This is a genomic window from Pantoea sp. Lu_F5_004, from assembly GCF_051136245.1.
In the GTDB taxonomy this organism is placed as follows: domain Bacteria; phylum Pseudomonadota; class Gammaproteobacteria; order Enterobacterales; family Enterobacteriaceae; genus Pantoea; species Pantoea agglomerans.
The window spans coordinates 3,422,063-3,439,183 of record NZ_CP194946.1; the positions used below are offsets into that span (position 1 = coordinate 3,422,063).

General features: G+C 56.8%; 12 protein-coding genes. 9 read left to right on the forward strand and 3 right to left on the reverse strand.

The annotated features are described in order from the left end of the window. Window positions 1-2 precede the first annotated feature (2 nt). Window positions 3-767 (reverse strand): DedA family protein, encoded by a 765-nt coding sequence (locus ACR8BN_RS15990; protein ID WP_434747104.1) that lies wholly within the window; start codon window positions 765-767, stop codon window positions 3-5. A 168-nt stretch (window positions 768-935) separates the two neighbouring features. On the opposite strand from ACR8BN_RS15990, the gene polB reads away from it, so the two are divergent. The 3 genes from polB to rluA all read left to right on the forward strand — a co-directional run bounded on the left by polB (window position 936) and on the right by rluA (window position 7,322). Then, window positions 936-3,296: a DNA polymerase II gene (gene polB / locus ACR8BN_RS15995; protein WP_191939410.1), complete on the forward strand. Its 2,361-nt coding sequence runs from the start codon at window positions 936-938 to the stop codon at window positions 3,294-3,296. Between the two features lie 152 nt (window positions 3,297-3,448). Then, entirely contained in the window at window positions 3,449-6,355 is a 2,907-nt protein-coding gene (rapA, locus tag ACR8BN_RS16000) for an RNA polymerase-associated protein RapA (protein ID WP_031594018.1), read from the forward strand. A 313-nt stretch (window positions 6,356-6,668) separates the two neighbouring features. Further along, a complete protein-coding gene (gene rluA, locus ACR8BN_RS16005; protein ID WP_031594017.1) occupies window positions 6,669-7,322 on the forward strand; it encodes a bifunctional tRNA pseudouridine(32) synthase/23S rRNA pseudouridine(746) synthase RluA in 654 nt (217 codons plus the stop codon). A 63-nt stretch (window positions 7,323-7,385) separates the two neighbouring features. On the opposite strand, the gene djlA is transcribed toward rluA, so the two are convergent. Next, a complete protein-coding gene (djlA, locus tag ACR8BN_RS16010; RefSeq protein ID WP_010253811.1) occupies window positions 7,386-8,195 on the reverse strand; it encodes a co-chaperone DjlA in 810 nt (269 codons plus the stop codon). Window positions 8,196-8,377: 182 nt separating this feature from the next. Here djlA and lptD point away from each other — a divergent pair, with 182 nt between their 5' ends. Genes lptD through apaH form a run of 6 tightly spaced genes read left to right on the forward strand, consistent with a single transcriptional unit; the run spans window position 8,378 to window position 15,191 of the window. After that, window positions 8,378-10,753: an LPS assembly protein LptD gene (gene lptD, locus ACR8BN_RS16015; protein ID WP_050491381.1), complete on the forward strand. Its 2,376-nt coding sequence runs from the start codon at window positions 8,378-8,380 to the stop codon at window positions 10,751-10,753. A 54-nt stretch (window positions 10,754-10,807) separates the two neighbouring features. Continuing rightward, a complete protein-coding gene (gene surA / locus ACR8BN_RS16020; protein ID WP_010253800.1) occupies window positions 10,808-12,103 on the forward strand; it encodes a peptidylprolyl isomerase SurA in 1,296 nt (431 codons plus the stop codon). Then, window positions 12,093-13,085: a 4-hydroxythreonine-4-phosphate dehydrogenase PdxA gene (gene pdxA / locus ACR8BN_RS16025; RefSeq protein WP_191939385.1), complete on the forward strand. Its 993-nt coding sequence runs from the start codon at window positions 12,093-12,095 to the stop codon at window positions 13,083-13,085. The genes surA and pdxA overlap by 11 nt, the downstream gene beginning before the upstream one ends. Continuing rightward, window positions 13,078-13,899 carry a 16S rRNA (adenine(1518)-N(6)/adenine(1519)-N(6))-dimethyltransferase RsmA gene (gene rsmA, locus ACR8BN_RS16030; RefSeq protein WP_003854805.1) on the forward strand — a complete coding sequence of 274 codons (822 nt, stop codon included), beginning with the start codon at window positions 13,078-13,080 and terminating at the stop codon, window positions 13,897-13,899. Before pdxA ends, rsmA begins: the two co-directional genes overlap by 8 nt. Window positions 13,900-13,902: 3 nt before the next feature. Further along, window positions 13,903-14,280, forward strand: a complete 378-nt coding sequence (apaG, locus tag ACR8BN_RS16035) for a Co2+/Mg2+ efflux protein ApaG (protein WP_031594014.1) — start codon at window positions 13,903-13,905, stop codon at window positions 14,278-14,280. A 53-nt stretch (window positions 14,281-14,333) separates the two neighbouring features. Next, window positions 14,334-15,191: a bis(5'-nucleosyl)-tetraphosphatase (symmetrical) ApaH gene (gene apaH / locus ACR8BN_RS16040; RefSeq protein WP_033770951.1), complete on the forward strand. Its 858-nt coding sequence runs from the start codon at window positions 14,334-14,336 to the stop codon at window positions 15,189-15,191. Between the two features lie 33 nt (window positions 15,192-15,224). Here apaH and ACR8BN_RS16045 read toward each other — a convergent pair whose 3' ends face one another. After that, a complete protein-coding gene (locus ACR8BN_RS16045) occupies window positions 15,225-17,108 on the reverse strand; it encodes a PhoX family protein (protein WP_083070565.1) in 1,884 nt (627 codons plus the stop codon). Between the last annotated feature and the right edge of the window lie 13 nt (window positions 17,109-17,121).

Sequence of the window (17,121 nt, forward strand, 5' to 3'; positions counted from 1 at the left end):
ATTCAGGCGAAGAAAACCTGCCACAGCAGATGACGGAAAATGGGCATCATCGGATGGAACTGAATACCGACGAAAGCCGCGACGGCAATCACCAGCCCCAGCGGCCCTGCCCAGCGCAGGCGCTCAGGCGGCAGCCAGGCCGATGCCCAGTCGCGACTCTTGCCGCTGCGCCACCAGCGCCAGCATAACCAGACACCCAGCCAGATCAGCAGTGCTGCGCCGAGTAACAGCCATTTAAAGCTGCCGCCCTGCGCGGCTTTGGGCACATCGATCGCCACACCCGCCAGAATACCGGGCAGCAGATAGAGCGGCGGCCAGAGAATGCAGCCGATAATGTTCGGCGGCAGGAATTTACGCACCGGCAGCTCCAGCATACCAGCCGCCAGCGGGATCAGCGGACGCGTGGGGCCAACAAAGCGTCCGACCAGAATCGTAAACATGCTGTGCTGATGCAGGGCGTGCTCGGTTTTATCCAGCAGGCCTTTATACTTTTGCAGATACTTCCAGCGATGCAGCGGCCCCTGAAATTTCCAGCCGATGCCGTAGGAAACCCAGTCACCAACCAGGCAGCCCGCAAAGCCCGCCGCCCAGGCAGGGTAAAGGCCAAGCTCGCCACTGCCGACCAGCGCGCCCAGACTGGCCATCATCACCGTACCTGGCAGCAACAGCCCGACCAGCGCCAGCGACTCCAGAAACGTCACCAGCGCAACGGCAAACAGCGCCCACTCCAGGGACTGCGTAATCAGTTGTTGAATCCAGGCTTCCATAATCATCCTAAGTAAAAGCAGAAGGCTGGATTGTCCTGAGCCAGCCACACAGCGTCAAGGCAAGAATTGTAGGACAATGTTGACAAAACCGGGTGGCGGGAACTGTATAAATATCCATGTTATACTGAAGCGGTTTTCTCATCCTGAAATGCTGAGTCCGGAGAACATCTGAATATGCCCCGCGCAGGTTTTCTGCTCACCCGCCACTGGCGCGACAGCCCGCATGGCACCGAAATTATCCTCTGGCTCGCGACCGATGCGGGCGCGCAGCGCGTGGTGCTGCCGGTGCAGGAGTCCGTCGCGTTTATTCCTGAGGAATTTCAGGCGCAGGTCAGCGAATTACTGAAAGATGAACGTCAGTTTCGGATCCAGTCGCTGGCGCTGAAAGATTTTCGGCGTCGCCCGGTTTTTGGCCTCTACTGCCAGCAGAACCGCCAGCTACAGCGCATCGAAAAACGGCTGCGCGAAGAGGGTATTCCGGTCTATGAAGCCGATATCCGTCCGCCGGAGCGCTACCTGATGGAGCGTTTTATTACCGCGCCGGTCTGGTTTGACGGCGAGCAGCGCGGTGACAGCGTCGTCAATGCGCGGCTCAAACCCCATCCCGACTATCGCCCGCCGCTGAAATGGGTCTCGCTGGACATTGAAACCACACAGCATGGCGAGCTTTATTGCATCGGGCTGGAGGGATGCGGTCAGCGCCAGGTCTTTATGCTCGGCCCGGCCAACGGTGATGCCAGCACGCTGGATTTCGAGCTGATCTATCTCGACAGCCGGCCGCAGTTACTTGAAGCGCTGAACCAGTGGTTTGCAGAGCATGATCCGGATGTCTTAATTGGCTGGAACGTCGTGCAGTTTGACCTGCGGGTGCTGCAAAAGCATGCCGATCGTTACGGCATTCCGCTGCGCCTGGGACGCCAGCAGGCCGCGCTGGAGTGGCGTGAACATGGCTTCAAACCCGGCGTATTTTTCGCTCAGGCCAGTGGCCGGTTGATTATCGATGGCATTGACGCGCTGAAATCGGCGTTCTGGGATTTTCCCTCATTCAGCCTGGAGTCGGTGTCGCAGCAACTGCTGGGAGAAGGAAAAGCGATTGATAATCCCTGGCAGCGCATGGAGGAGATCAACTGGCGCTTTGCAAACGATAAACCGGCGCTGGCGCGCTACAACCTGAAAGACTGCGCACTGGTGACGCGCATTTTTCACAAAACGGCGATTATGCCGTTTCTGCTGGAACGCGCGGCGGTCAATGGACTGGCGGTGGATCGCCATGGCGGTTCGGTAGCGGCCTTTGGTCATCTCTATATTCCGCGGATGCATCGCGCCGGGTTTGTCGCCCCGAACATGGGTGATGTGGCCCCGGAAGCCAGTCCTGGCGGTTATGTGATGGATTCGCGCCCCGGCCTGTATGACTCAGTGCTGGTGCTGGATTACAAAAGCCTCTACCCGTCGATTATCCGCACCTTCCTGATCGACCCGGTGGGTCTGGTGGAAGGGCTGGCCCACCCTGATGATGCCGATTCGATTGAGGGTTTCCGGGAAGCGCGTTTTTCGCGGCATACCCACTGCCTGCCTGCGATTGTTGAACAGATCTGGCTGGGTCGCGAAGCGGCGAAAAAGCAGAATAATCAGCCGCTGTCCCAGGCGCTGAAAATCATCATGAACGCCTTTTACGGTGTGCTGGGCACCAGCGCCTGCCGCTTCTTTGATCCGCGGCTCGCCTCCTCTATTACGCTGCGCGGTCACGCCATCATGCAGCAGACCCGTACGCTGATTGAGGCGGAAGGCTACGACGTCATCTATGGCGACACCGACTCTACCTTTGTCTGGCTGAAGTCGGCGCACAGTGAAGAAGATGCCGCCGCGATTGGTCAGCAGCTGGTGCAGAAAGTGAACGCCTGGTGGCGCGACCATCTGCAGCAGACGCAGGGGCTGACCAGCACACTGGAACTGGAGTATGAAAACCACTTCTGCCGTTTTCTAATGCCGACCATTCGTGGTGCGGAACAGGGCAGCAAGAAACGCTACGCCGGACTGATTCGTGACGCCGCCGGTGAGCGCATGGTCTTTAAGGGGCTGGAGTCGGTGCGGACAGACTGGACGCCGCTGGCAAAAGCGTTCCAGCAGCAGCTCTACCACCGTATCTTCCACCGTCAGCCGTGGCAGGATTATATCCGTACAACCGTGGCTCAGCTGCTGGCGGGTGAACTCGACGATCAGCTGATCTACAAAAAGCGGCTGCGGCGTCCGCTGAAAGAATATGAACGAAACGTGCCCCCGCACGTGCGCGCCGCCAGGCTGGCCGATGAGCACAATCGTAAATTAAACCGGCCCTTGCAGTACCAGAATGGTGGCCGGATCCGTTATGTCATCGCCACCGCAGGCCCCGAGCCACTGGAGGCGCGCAGCACGCCGCTGGACTATGACCACTACGTGACGAAGCAACTTCAGCCGGTCGCAGAGGGGATTCTGCCTTTTGTCGAAGGGGACTTTGCTACACTTATTACCGGACAGCTGGGGCTTTTTTGACAGGTGACGAACGTCCTGCCATCCAGTACCATAGCGCCCTTCCTGAAACTCACCGCTCTTAAGTACGCTCCAGGCCTTGTTGTCTGGCGGTAACGCTATTGCCTGAGCTTTGGGAACACCTCTAAAAACGTTAAAATTCGAGCAAAAAATATATGGTTTTTACATTAGGTCAGCGCTGGATTAGTGATACGGAAAGTGAACTGGGACTGGGCACCGTGGTGGCGATCGATACCCGCATGATCACCCTGCTGTTTCCGGCCACGGGGGAAAACCGCCTCTACGCCCGCAACGATTCGCCGGTTACCCGCGTCATCTTTAATCCGGGTGATACCATCACCAGCCACGAAGGCTGGCAGATGCGCGTCGATGAAGTACGCAACGAAAATGACCTGATGACCTATATCGGTACCCGTCTGGATACCGAAGAGAGCGAAGTGATGCTGCGCGAAGTCATGCTCGACAGCAAGCTGGTGTTCAGTAAGCCGCAGGATCGCCTGTTTGCCGGCCAGCTCGACCGGATGGATCGTTTTGCCCTGCGCTTCCGCGCCCGTAAATACCAGAGTGAGCAATATCGTCTGCCAATCAGCGGCTTACGCGGCATGCGCACCAACCTGATCCCTCACCAGCTGCATATCGCCCACGATGTCGGCCGCCGCCATGCGCCGCGCGTCCTGCTGGCCGATGAAGTTGGCCTGGGTAAAACTATTGAAGCCGGGATGATCATCCAGCAGCAGTTGCTGGCTGGCCGTGCCGATCGCGTCCTGATTGTGGTGCCTGAAACTTTACAGCACCAGTGGCTGGTCGAGATGCTGCGCCGCTTTAACCTGCGCTTTGCGCTGTTTGATGACGACCGCTATACCGAAGCGCAGCACGACAGCGATAACCCGTTTGAAACAGAGCAGCTGATTATCTGCTCACTGGACTTCGTGCGCCGTAACAAGCAGCGTCTTGAGATGCTGGCCGATGCCGAATGGGATCTGCTGGTGGTCGATGAAGCGCACCATCTGGCCTGGTCAGAAGGCGAGCCTAGCCGTGAATATCAGGTTATCGAACAGCTGGCTGAGAAAACCGCCGGGGTTCTGTTGCTGACTGCAACACCTGAGCAGTTGGGCATGGAGAGTCACTTCGCCCGTCTGCGCCTGCTCGACCCTAATCGTTTCCATGACTTTGCCGCCTTTGTTGAAGAGCAGCAGCATTTCCGTCCGATTGCCGATGCGGTCACGGCGCTGCTGGCGGATAAAGCGATCTCCCAGGAGGAGATGAACCGGATCAACGATCTGGTCGGCGAGCAGGATATTGAGCCACTGCTGCAGGTCGCCAACAGCGACCGTGACGGCAAGCTGGAGGCGCGTCAGGAGCTGATCTCCATGCTGATGGACCGCCACGGCACCAGCCGCGTGCTGTTCCGTAACACCCGTAATGGGGTTAAAGGATTCCCGAAACGCGAGCTGCACCAGATCCGCCTGCCGCTGCCTGCGCAGTATCAGACGGCGATTAAAGTCTCCGGCATTATGGGCGCGCGCAAAAGTGCAGAAGAGCGGGCGCGTGACCTGCTCTATCCGGAGCAGATCTATCAGGAATTTGAAGGCGACAGCGGCACCTGGTGGAACTTCGATCCGCGCGTGGAATGGCTGATGGGCTATCTCACCACCAACCGTAAAGAGAAAGTGCTGGTGATCTGCGCCAAAGCGGCCACCGCGCTGCAGCTGGAGCAGGTACTGCGTGAACGCGAAGGTATCCGTGCAGCGGTGTTCCACGAAGGTCTGTCGATCATTGAACGTGACCGTGCCGCAGCCTGGTTCGCCTCAGAAGAGAATGGCGCGCAGGTGCTGTTGTGCTCCGAGATCGGTTCTGAAGGCCGTAACTTCCAGTTTGCCAGCCGTCTGGTGATGTTCGACCTGCCGTTTAACCCGGACCTGCTGGAGCAGCGTATCGGTCGTCTGGATCGTATCGGTCAGGCGCACGATATTCAGATTCTGGTGCCGTGGCTGGAGCAGACCGCACAGGCGGTGCTGCTGCGCTGGTATCACGAAGGGCTGGACGCGTTTGAACACACCTGCCCGACCGGCCGGACAATCTATGACAGCGTCCATTCGCAACTGATCGGCTATCTGGCCGCGCCGGAAAACAGCGAAGGTTTTGATGCGTTTATCACCGACTGCCGTAAACAGCATGACGCGCTGAAACTGCAGCTGGAACAGGGTCGCGATCGCCTGCTGGAGCTGAACTCCAACGGCGGCGAATCGGCTCAGCTACTGGCCAATGCCATCAGCGAGCAGGATAACGATACCGGTCTGGTGAACTTCGCGCTCAACCTGTTCGATATCGTCGGTATTAATCAGGAAGATCGCAGCGATAACCTGATTGTGCTGACCCCTTCCGACCACATGCTGGTGCCCGATTTCCCTGGCCTGCCGGAAGATGGCTGCACCATTACCTTCAACCGCGATCAGGCGCTATCGCGCGAAGATACCCAGTTCATTACCTGGGAACATCCGCTGATCCGCAACGGTCTGGATCTGATTCTGTCGGGCGATACCGGCAGCAGCGCACTGTCACTGCTGAAGAACAAGGCGCTGCCGGTGGGGACGCTGCTGGTCGAGCTGATCTATGTGGTTGAAGCACAGGCACCGAAGCATCTGCAACTGACTCGCTTCCTGCCGCCGACGCCAATCCGTCTGCTGATGGATACCAAAGGCACTAACCTGGCGGGCAAAGTTGAGTTCGAAAGCTTTAACCGTCAGCTGAATGCGGTTAACCGTCATACCGCCAGTAAACTGGTGAATGCGGTGCAGCAGGATGTGCATGCGATTCTGACCCAGGGCGAAGAGAGCGTGGTCAGCGAAGCGCGTGCGGTGATTGATGCTGCGCGTGCCGAAGCGAACGAGAAGCTGGGCGCAGAACTCTCCCGTCTCAACGCCCTGAAGGCGGTCAACCCGAACATCCGTGACGATGAAGTCGAGGCGCTGGAAAGCAACCGTGAACAGGTGCTGGAAAGTCTCGATCAGGCCAACTGGCGTCTCGACGCGCTGCGCCTGATTGTGGTGACACACCAGTAAGCTCAGGGGCCTGGATGAATCTGGCCGCAACTGAGAAACTCAACACGCAGGGAGCAGGGGCAGAAGAGGAAAGCGTCCCGCGCCATGGACAAAAACGCCAGGAGCGTTTTTGAACAACGCAACGCGTTGGCCCGGCAACGGGCGCACCTCAGGGATGAGGTGCGTAATCGCGCGGGCCGAGCTTGTCAGGGATGACAGCTTTTGCGTCTTTCCGATCTGACCGTGTTTCCTGCGCTGGCACGCTATCACAGCTAAGCGGGCCAGAATTTGTCTACAATCTCAGCCGCATGGCCCCTTATTTTTGGAAAGCCCCATGGAACCTTACAATCCACCGCGTGAACCCTGGCTGCACATCCTTTATCAGGATGCGCACATCATGGTGGTGAACAAACCCAGCGGTCTGCTCTCGGTACCCGGTCGGCTGGACGAACATAAAGATAGCGTGATGACGCGGGTTCAGCGTGATTTTCCGCAGGCTGAATCTGTCCACCGACTGGATATGGCGACCAGCGGCGTGATGGTCGTGGCGCTGACTAAGGCTGCTGAGCGCGAGCTGAAACGACAGTTCCGTGAGCGGGAGCCTTCCAAGACTTACGTGGCCTGCATCTGGGGTCATCCCGAGAAGGAAGAGGGACTGGTTGATCTGCCGCTGATTTGCGACTGGCCAAATCGTCCGAAGCAGATGGTCTGCTTCGAGACCGGCAAAGCCGCGCAGACGGAATATCAGGTGCTGGAATATCGTGCGGATAACAGCGCGCGTGTTTCGCTGAAACCGATTACCGGCCGCTCACACCAGCTGCGGGTGCATATGCTGGCGCTGGGCCATCCGATTCTGGGGGATAACTTCTATGCGCATCCGGAGGCCAAAGCGATGGCACCCCGTTTACTGCTGCATGCGGAGTCACTGACCATTACCCATCCGGCATTTGGTAATGCCATGACGTTTCGTCAGCCCGCCGATTTTTAAAGTTTACTGCTCGCCAGTCACCGTGGCCTCCTCTGTTGCAGAAGCGGCCACGGAACAGGGTGTTTACTTAAAGCCTTTCTCTTTGCGAATCAGATCGTACGCCGCCTGAATTTCCTGGGCTTTCTGCTTCGCCATCTCCATCATCTCTGGCGGTAACCCTTTCGCTACCAGCTTGTCAGGATGATGTTCGCTCATGAGTTTGCGGTAGGCGCGTTTGATAGTGGTGGCGTCATCGCTGCTCTTCACACCCAGCACGCTACAGGCATCTTCCAGCGTTGGCCCGCGTTGCGCCTGCTGAAAACCGCCTGAACTGCGCTGACCACCGCCAAACTGCTGGCCACCTTCCATCATGCGCAGGAACTGATCGAACTGACCGCGTGAAATGCCCAGCTCTTCGGCAATCACATAGAGCACCTGGCGCTCATTGGGATGCAGTGAACCGTCGGCAAAGGCGGCCTGAATCTGGATCTCCAGGAACATCCGAATCAGATCAAACCGGCCAAAACAGGCGCTGCGCAGTTCACGCAGTTTGCTGCGTAACGGGTAATCCGCCTGCTTGCCTTCGCGGAACGCGCGCTGGGCAGCCGTGCGAGAGTCACCGTGCAGCTGCATCCGCTCCATTAACAGCGAAGCAATCTGAATATCCGCTTCCGTGACGCGCCCTTTTGACTTAGTCAGATGGCCCATCACCTGAAAGGTGGTGCTGAAAAACAGCGTCTGTCGGGTCTGATTATTTGAGAAGTAAGCCTTGCCTTGCGCGCCGCGTACTTTGTCAATCATATGGCCAATGATCAAACCGATCACAATACCCCAAAAGCCTGCGCCGGAAAGTAATCCCACCGCCAGACCCACAACTTTTCCCCAGTAGCGCATAAACTCCTCAATTCGCCATGCTTGCGGCTGAAAATTGCATTATCATACCTGTCATTTATCTCAGCGCCTAACGGCAACGCTGACTGACCAGGATTAACACTGGCGCAACGCCGGGCAGTAAGTTAGTCTCTGACCCGATTGTCGGCATGATGCCAGTTTTCATGGAATTCTCGATACCGCGTATGAAAAAACATATACCTACCCTGCTGGCCACACTGATCGGCGCAGCCATTAGCCAGCAAGCCTTTGCCGACGATTTGATGTCGCAGTGTATGTTAGGCGTGCCGAGTTATAACCGCCCGCTGGTGAATGGCGATACGAATCAGATGCCTGTCACCATTCACTCCGACGCCGCCAAAGGGAACTATCCCAATGATGCGGTATTCACCGGTAATGTGAATATTGAGCAGGGCAACAGCCGTATGCAGGCCGATGAAGTCCAGCTTCATCAGCGTCAGCAGGAAGGCCAGACCGCGCCCGTTCGTACCGTCGATGCGCTGGGTAATGTGCACTACGATGACAATCAGGTCATCCTGAAAGGTCCGAAAGCCTGGTCAAACCTCAACAGCAAAGATACCAACGTCTGGAATGGTCAGTACCAGATGGTAGATCGTCAGGGACGCGGCGTCGCAGATCAGATGAAGCTGCGCGGCGATAACCGCTACACCATTCTGGAAAACGGTACCTTTACCTCCTGTCTGCCCGGCTCCAACAGCTGGAGCGTGGTGGGTTCAGAGGTGATCCAGGATCGTGAAGAGGAAGTGGCGGAGATCTGGAATGCCCGCTTTAAAATCGGTTCCGTTCCGGTGTTCTACAGCCCCTATCTGCAGTTACCGATTGGCGATCGTCGCCGCTCCGGTTTCCTGATCCCAAATGCAAAATATGGCAGCAACAACGGCTTTGAGTTCACGCTGCCCTATTACTGGAACATCGCGCCGCAGGCCGATGCGACCATCACGCCGCACTACATGAGTAAGCGCGGTATGCAGTTTGAAAACGAATTCCGTTATCTGACCACGCTGGGTGCAGGTCTGGTTGAATTCGACTACCTCGGCTCGGACAAACAGTACGATAATGACAAAGCGGTGCGCGGCATCGCCGAAAATGACAGCTCCGATCGCTGGCTGTTCTACTGGCGTCATGCCGGTGTCTATGACCAGAACTGGCGTTTCAACGCGGACTACACCAAGGTCAGCGATAAGTACTACTTCAACGATCTCGACTCGAAGTACTACAGTTCGACCGACAACTACGCCACGCAGAAATTCAGCATCGGCTATGCGGACACCAACTGGGATGCCACGCTCTCCACCAAAGATTTCCAGGTGTTCGGCGATACCTCCAGCAATAACGTCTACCGCGCCATGCCGCAGCTGGACGTCAATCTCTATCAGAACGATATCGGCCCGTTTGATGGCCGGGTTTATGCCCAGGCGGTGAAGTTCACCAACGTCAGCAGCCGCTATCCTGAAGCGACCCGTTTACATGTTGAGCCAACGCTGAACCTGCCGCTGTCAAACGGCTGGGCCAGCCTGGATACCGAAGCGAAGTTCCTGGCGACCCACTATCAGCAGACTGACGTTGATTTCTATAACAACGCTGCCAATGGTCTCAGGGGTGATAAGAGCGGCGAACTGGATGAGTCTGTCAACCGCACCCTGCCGCAATTTAAAGTTGATGGTCGTCTGGTGTTTGACCGCGATATGAACTCGGCGGTGGGTTATACCCAGACGCTGGAACCGCGCGTGCAGTACCTTTATATCCCGTATCGTAATCAGAGCAATATCTATCCGTACGACTCAACGCTGCTGCAAACCGACTACACCGGTCTGTTCCGCGATCGTACTTATAGCGGCCTGGATCGCATCGCTTCCGCCAATGAAGTCTCTACCGGCGTCACTTCGCGTATTTATGATAACGATCTGGTTGAACGTTTTAACGTTTCTGTAGGTCAAATCTACTCGTTTACCCCTTCTCGTACTGGTGTGAATCAAACCAGTAAAGAAGATGATACCGGCAGCCTGATCTGGGCTGGCGATACATACTGGAAAATCAGCGATCGCTGGGGCGTCCGTGGTGGGCTGCAATATGACACCAAACTCGACAACGTCTCCCAGGGCAATACCGTACTGGAATATCGTCGTGATGCCGACCGCATGGTGCAGCTGAGCTACCGTTACAGCAGCCCGGAGTATGTTGCGACCGCGCTGAACGATAGCAGCCTGGTTACGAATCCTATCTACAAAAATGGGATTTCACAGGTAGGTACCACGGCCAGCTGGCCGATTGCCGACGCATGGTCTGTGGTAGGCGCTTACTACTACGATACCCGCAACACGCGTCCGGCTTCACAACTGGTTGGCCTGCAATACAGCTCATGCTGTTACGCTATCCGGGTCGGTTATGAACGCAAAATTAACGGTTGGGAAAACAACGACAGTAAGTACGACAACCAAATCTCATTCAACATTGAGCTGCGTGGTCTGAGTCCGAACTATGGCTTAGGCACCAACGATATGCTGCGTCAGGGCATTATCCCTTACCAGCCTGCTTTCTGATGTTGTGATGTTTGACAGGCAATCCCGCAGTGCGGAACCAACAATGGATAAAGTATGAAGAACTGGAGAATGCTGATTCTTGGTGTGGCAATCAGTGCCAACACCGCGTTCGCAGCACCACAAGTCGTTGATAAAGTTGCAGCCGTGGTCAATAACGGCGTGGTTCTTGAGAGTGACGTGGATGGCATGATGAGCACCGTTAAATCTCAGGCCCAGCAGGCTGGTCAGCAGTTGCCGGATGATAAAACGTTGCGCCATCAGATTCTGGAACGTCAGATCATGGACAACATCATTCTGCAGATGGGTGATAAAGCGGGAATTCAGATCAGCGACGAGCAGCTGGACCAGGCTATTCAGAACATCGCTGCGCAGAACAAGATGAGCCTTGATCAGCTGCGTAGCCGTCTGGCTTATGACGGCATGAACTACAGCGTGTATCGTTCTCAGATCCGTAAAGAGATGACTATCGCCGAAGTGCGCAACAACGAAGTGCGTCGTCGTGTCACGATTCTGCCGCAGGAAGTGGATACGCTTGCTACCCAGATCGGCTCTCAGAACAGCCAGGGTACCGAACTGAACGTCAGTCATATTCTGCTGCCGCTGCCGGAAAACCCGACGCAACAGCAGGTTGATGAGCAGGAAACGCTGGCGAAACAGCTGGTTGGCGAACTGAAAAATGGCGCTGACTTTGGCAAGATGGCCGTGACCTACTCTGCCGACTCCCAGGCGCTGAAAGGCGGCAACATGGGCTGGGGTAAAATCGAAGAGTTACCGACCCTGTTTGCTCAGGCACTCTCAAGCGCCAAAAAAGGCGATATCGTCGGGCCGGTGCGCTCTGGTGTGGGCTTCCACATCCTGAAAGTGAACGACCTGCGTGGCGAGAGCAAAAATGTCTCGGTCACCGAAGTCCATTCGCGTCACATTCTGCTGAAGCCATCGCCGATCCTGACAGACGATCAGGCACGCGCGCAGCTGGAGCAGATTGCTAACGATATCCGCAGTGGCAAAACCACCTTTGCGGCGGCGGCTAAACAGTACTCTGACGATCCAGGTTCGGCGAACCAGGGCGGCGACCTCGGCTGGACCTCTCCGGAAGTCTTTGACCCGGCGTTCCGTGACGCGCTGCTGCGCCTGCAGAAAGGCCAGACCAGCCAGCCGGTTCACTCCTCTTTCGGCTGGCATCTGATTCAGTTGCTGGATACCCGTCAGGTGGATAAAACCGATGCGGCCCAGAAAGAGCGTGCTTACCGTATGCTGTTTAACCGTAAGTTCGCGGAAGAAGCGCAGACCTGGATGCAGGAACAACGTGCCAGTGCCTACGTGAAGATTCTGGATGGCAATGCGCAGTAATGCCCGTGTGGTGATCACGCCCGGCGAACCTGCCGGGATTGGTTCCGATCTTACCGTTCAGCTGGCCCAGCAGTCGTGGCCGGTTGAACTGGTGGTCTGCGCCTCGCCTGCCCTGTTGCAGCAGCGTGCGGCGCAACTCGGTCTGCCGCTGACGCTGCGGCCCTACCAGCCTGGTGTAGCAGCCGAGCCACAGCAGGCGGGTACACTGACTATCCTGCCAATTGAAACGGCAGCGCCGGTCACACCCGGCGAGCTTTGTGTCGCCAACAGCAACTATGTGCTGGATACGCTGACGCGCGCCTGCGACGGTTGTCTCGACGGTGAATTCGCTGCCCTGATTACCGGCCCGGTGCATAAAGGCGTGATTAACGATGCCGGCATCGCCTTTACCGGCCATACCGAATTCTTCGCCGATCGCGCAGGCGGCCATCGGGTGGTCATGATGCTGGCGACAGAAGAACTACGAGTCGCACTGGCCACCACCCATCTGCCGCTGAAAGATGTGCCCGCTGCAGTAACCCGTGAATGTCTGCATGAAGTGATTACGATTCTGCATCGTGATCTGCAGCAGAAGTTTGCGATTGCCGAGCCGCATATTTACGTCTGTGGTCTTAACCCTCATGCCGGCGAAAGTGGTCACATGGGTCGGGAAGAGATCGAGACCATCACGCCGGCACTCAATGAACTGCGTAAGCAGGGCATTAATCTGACCGGCCCGCTGCCTGCGGATACCCTTTTCCAGCCCAAATATCTGCAATACGCCGATGCGGTGCTGGCGATGTATCACGACCAGGGCCTGCCGGTACTCAAATTTCAGGGGTTTGGCCGGGCGGTAAATATCACCCTGGGCCTGCCCTTTATCCGGACTTCAGTTGACCACGGCACCGCGCTTGAACTCGCTGGCCTGGGTCAGGCTGAACCGGGCAGCTTCATCACGGCGCTTAACCTCGCCATCACTATGATCAAGAGCAGTAATGAATAATCGCGTCCATCAGGGGCACTACGCCCGTAAACGTTTCGGGCAGAACTTCCTGAACGATCAGTACATTATCGACAGCATTGTCTCCGCCATCCATCCTCAGCGCGACGAAGCGCTGGTGGAGATCGGCCCAGGCCTGGGTGCCTTAACCGAGCCGGTAGGCGAACGCCTCGATAAATTAACGGTGATAGAGCTGGACCGCGATCTCGCTGCGCGTCTGGAAACGCATCCGTTCCTTGGCCCGAAACTGACTATCTTCCAGCAGGATGCCATGACCTTCGACTTCGCCGCACTGGCGCAGGAGAGAGGCCAGCCGCTGCGGGTATTTGGTAACCTGCCGTACAATATTTCGACCCCGCTGATGTTCCACCTTTTCAGCTATACTGGTTCGATCAAAGATATGCACTTCATGCTGCAGAAAGAGGTGGTTAATCGTCTGGTTGCCGGTCCGGGTAACAAAACCTACGGTCGTCTGACGGTGATGGCGCAATACTACTGCCAGATCATTCCGGTGCTGGAAGTCCCTCCGCACTCTTTCACGCCACCACCGAAAGTGGACTCTGCCGTGGTGCGTCTGGTGCCCTATGCCGAGCCACCGTATCCGGTCAGCGATGTGCGTATCCTGAGCCGTATTACCACTGAAGCGTTTGGCCAGCGTCGTAAAACGCTGCGCAACAGCCTGAGCCACATGGTGGCCGCCGGTGCGCTGGAAGAGTTATCCATAGATCCAACCCTGCGTGCCGAAAACGTCTCGGTGGCGCAATATTGTCAGCTGGCGAACTGGCTGGCGAATCATCAGGGAAAATCGCAGGAGTAAGTCATGAGTGAAACGGCCCGCGTCTCCGTCCATGTGCAAAGCCAGTACGTCGCCTCACAATCCTCACCGGATGATGAACGCTACGTCTTCGCCTATACCATTACGATACGCAATCTGGGCCGTTCCTCAGTGCAACTGCTGGGACGCTACTGGTTGATTACCAACGGTAACGGCCGCGAAACGGAAGTTCAGGGTGAAGGCGTGGTCGGTGAACAGCCGCTTATCGCGCCAGGCAATGAATTTCAGTACACCAGCGGTGCCGTGATCGAAACACCGATGGGCACCATGCAGGGGCACTATGTGATGGTCGACGAACAGGGCGACACTTTTCACGTAGAGATCCCGGTGTTCCGCCTCGCCATTCAGACCCACATTCATTGATTCACACGCTTTTTGCCCGTTAAGTCGGGCACCTTCCTGATGGATAAAACGTTATGAGCACATACCTGATTGGCGACGTTCACGGTTGCTACGATGAATTACGTGCATTGCTGCAACAGGTCGACTTCAACCCTGAGCAGGATACCCTGTGGCTGACCGGCGACCTGGTGGCGCGCGGTCCTGGCTCACTGGAAGTCTTACGCTACGTTAAATCGCTGGGCGATGCGGTGCGTCTGGTGCTGGGCAATCACGATTTGCATCTGCTGGCGGTCTACGCCGGCATCAGCCGTAACAAGCCTAAAGATCGCCTGACCCCGCTGCTGGAAGCGGATGATGCGGATGAGCTGATCAACTGGCTGCGTCGTCAGCCGCTGTTACAGGTTGATGAAGAGAAAAAGCTGGTGATGGGACACGCCGGTATCACGCCGCAGTGGGATATTGAGACCGCGAAAAAGTGCGCGCGTGAAGTTGAAGCGGTTCTCGCCAGCGACAGTTATCCGCTGTTCCTGGATGCCATGTATGGCGACATGCCGAACAACTGGAGTGAGGATCTGACCGGCCTGGCGCGTCTGCGCTTCAGCACCAACGCCCTCACCCGTATGCGCTACTGTTTCCCCAACGGCCAGCTGGACATGATCTGCAAAGATGCCCCGGAATCGGCGCTTCCGCCGCTGAAACCCTGGTTTAACATTGAGGGGCCGGTCGCACGTGACTACACCATCGTCTTTGGTCACTGGGCCTCGCTGGAAGGCAAAGGCACGCCAGAGGGCATTATCGGGCTGGATACCGGCTGCTGCTGGGGCGGAACGCTGACCCTGTTGCACTGGGAGACACAACGCTATGTGGTGCAGCCCTCTAATCGCGAAAAAGCCCTGGCCTCCAGCGACAGTCTGGCACCGCCCGCGCTATAACGGCGATGCTGGCCATCAGGCCAGCATCCTGTTTTATGCGCCGATAATGCCGCCATCTTCGCGGGTGATCATAATCACCGACGACCGCGGACGCGGACTGTTGTCTGGGAAGTGCGAGTCACCCTCTTCGCCGGGATGCTGCACATTCACGAACAGCGTTTTGTAATCGGGCGTGAAGGTAATACCGGTCAGCTCGCACGATTTTGGACCGACCATAAACCGGCGGATCTCGCCACTATCAGGATCACCCACCAGCATCTGATTATTCCCCTGCCCCTGATAATCCTCTTTGTTGCTGTACTTGCCATCGGTCAGGATCCATAACCGCCCCTGCGCATCAAACCCCAGCCCATCCGGACTGTTAAAGGTGTTCTCCGCGGTGATGTTAGGTGTGCCGCGATAGATCCCCTCAGGATGCGCTATCGGGTTGCCACACAACGCATAGATATCCCACTCAAACGTCTGCGCGGTTGCATCGCCCTTCTCATCCCAGCGAATAATCTGACCGTAGATATTTTTTGGCCGTGGATTCGCTGCATTGACCGGCATGCCTTCATTTCCGCGCTTGTTGTTGTTGGTCAGGGTGCAGTAGGCACGGCCGTCATGCGGGTTAACCGCAATCCACTCCGGCCGGTCCATTCGCGTTGCGTTGACCACATCTGCTGCGGCACGCGCATTGATCAAAACATCGGCCTGGCTATTGAATCCCTTTTCAGCGGTGAGTCCATTTTCGCCCCACTTCAGCGCCAGCCAGCGCCCGGTGCCTTTAAGCGGCGTGCCCTGCGCATCGCCGTTGAACTGCGCCACATAGAGCGTGCCCTTATCAAGCAGTCCGTGATTGGCTTTAGCATCATCCGGAGTGACCTTGTCATCTGAGACAAATTTATAGATATATTCGCCGCGCTCGTCGTCGCCCATATAAACCACCAGCTGGCCGGTTTTCGCGACCGTCACGGCGGCATTCTCGTGCTTGAAGCGGCCCAGGGCGGTCCGCTTTACCGGCACGGAGTGAGGATCGAAAGGATCGATTTCGACAATCCAGCCGTGACGGTTAAATTCGTTGGGATTCTTAGCGATATCGAAGCGGGGATCAAAGTCGGCCCAGTTGCGCTCCGGCTCAGCGGCATTCAGGGTATAGCGCTTCTGCTGTGGGGTCGGCGTAAAATCCGCCTGATGGGTGCCAAAGTAGGTGTCGTAGTTTTCTTCACAGGTGAGATAGGTGCCCCACGGCGTTTTGCCGTTGGCGCAGTTACCAAAGGTGCCCAGGACATTCATTCCCTGCGGATCGGCGGCAGTCTGCAGCGCTTTATCCCCAGCAGCCGGACCGGAGAAGCGCATCGGAGTATTGGCGGTAATGCGGCGGTTATAGTCAGAAGGACGTACCACCTGCCAGCGATTGTCCTCACCCCGTTTGACTTCAACGATGGAGATACCGTGCGCCGCCTGCGACTTTTTGACATCTTCCAGGCTGGTCGCTTTACTGCCGCCGTGGGCGAACAGCGTTGGCTCATTCACATATTCATTGTTAATCGCCATCACGCCGCGATGGTCATTAATCGCGAAGAAGCTCATACCGTCGTTGTTGTCACCGAACTGCTTTTCCTGATCTTCTGCGCTGTTGTTGCCCTGCGGATCAAACGCGGCTGCGCCATTCACCAGCGGATCACCCCAGGAGATCAACACGTCAGCGCGATAGCCAGGGGCCACCACAATCTCATCGGCCGTGGACGCGGCAATAGCCTGAAAGCCCAGTAGTGGGCTGCCCGCAGGCTTCTCCTGCGCCAGTGCACTGCCCGGGAGCGTCAGGCCGCCGCTGAGAAAGCCGGTCAGGCCAATAGCACCGGAACCGGCAAGGAATTTACGACGCAGTGGATCAGGCAGGCGGTCAGTGCTTAATGCGGAGAGTTCGATTTTCATTAGTGATTGCTTC

Excerpts from the sequence above, each read along its gene's own strand:
- apaH (WP_033770951.1), top strand. The coding sequence starts at position 14,334 with ATGAGCACATACCTGATTGGCGACGTTCACGGTTGCTACGATGAATTA.
- lptD (WP_050491381.1), top strand. The coding sequence starts at position 8,378 with ATGAAAAAACATATACCTACCCTGCTGGCCACACTGATCGGCGCAGCC.
- rsmA (WP_003854805.1), top strand. The coding sequence starts at position 13,078 with ATGAATAATCGCGTCCATCAGGGGCACTACGCCCGTAAACGTTTCGGG.
- apaG (WP_031594014.1), top strand. The coding sequence starts at position 13,903 with ATGAGTGAAACGGCCCGCGTCTCCGTCCATGTGCAAAGCCAGTACGTC.
- ACR8BN_RS15990 (WP_434747104.1), bottom strand. The coding sequence starts at position 767 with ATGGAAGCCTGGATTCAACAACTGATTACGCAGTCCCTGGAGTGGGCG.
- rapA (WP_031594018.1), top strand. The coding sequence starts at position 3,449 with ATGGTTTTTACATTAGGTCAGCGCTGGATTAGTGATACGGAAAGTGAA.
- pdxA (WP_191939385.1), top strand. The coding sequence starts at position 12,093 with ATGCGCAGTAATGCCCGTGTGGTGATCACGCCCGGCGAACCTGCCGGG.
- surA (WP_010253800.1), top strand. The coding sequence starts at position 10,808 with ATGAAGAACTGGAGAATGCTGATTCTTGGTGTGGCAATCAGTGCCAAC.
- rluA (WP_031594017.1), top strand. The coding sequence starts at position 6,669 with ATGGAACCTTACAATCCACCGCGTGAACCCTGGCTGCACATCCTTTAT.
- djlA (WP_010253811.1), bottom strand. The coding sequence starts at position 8,195 with ATGCGCTACTGGGGAAAAGTTGTGGGTCTGGCGGTGGGATTACTTTCC.
- ACR8BN_RS16045 (WP_083070565.1), bottom strand. The coding sequence starts at position 17,108 with ATGAAAATCGAACTCTCCGCATTAAGCACTGACCGCCTGCCTGATCCA.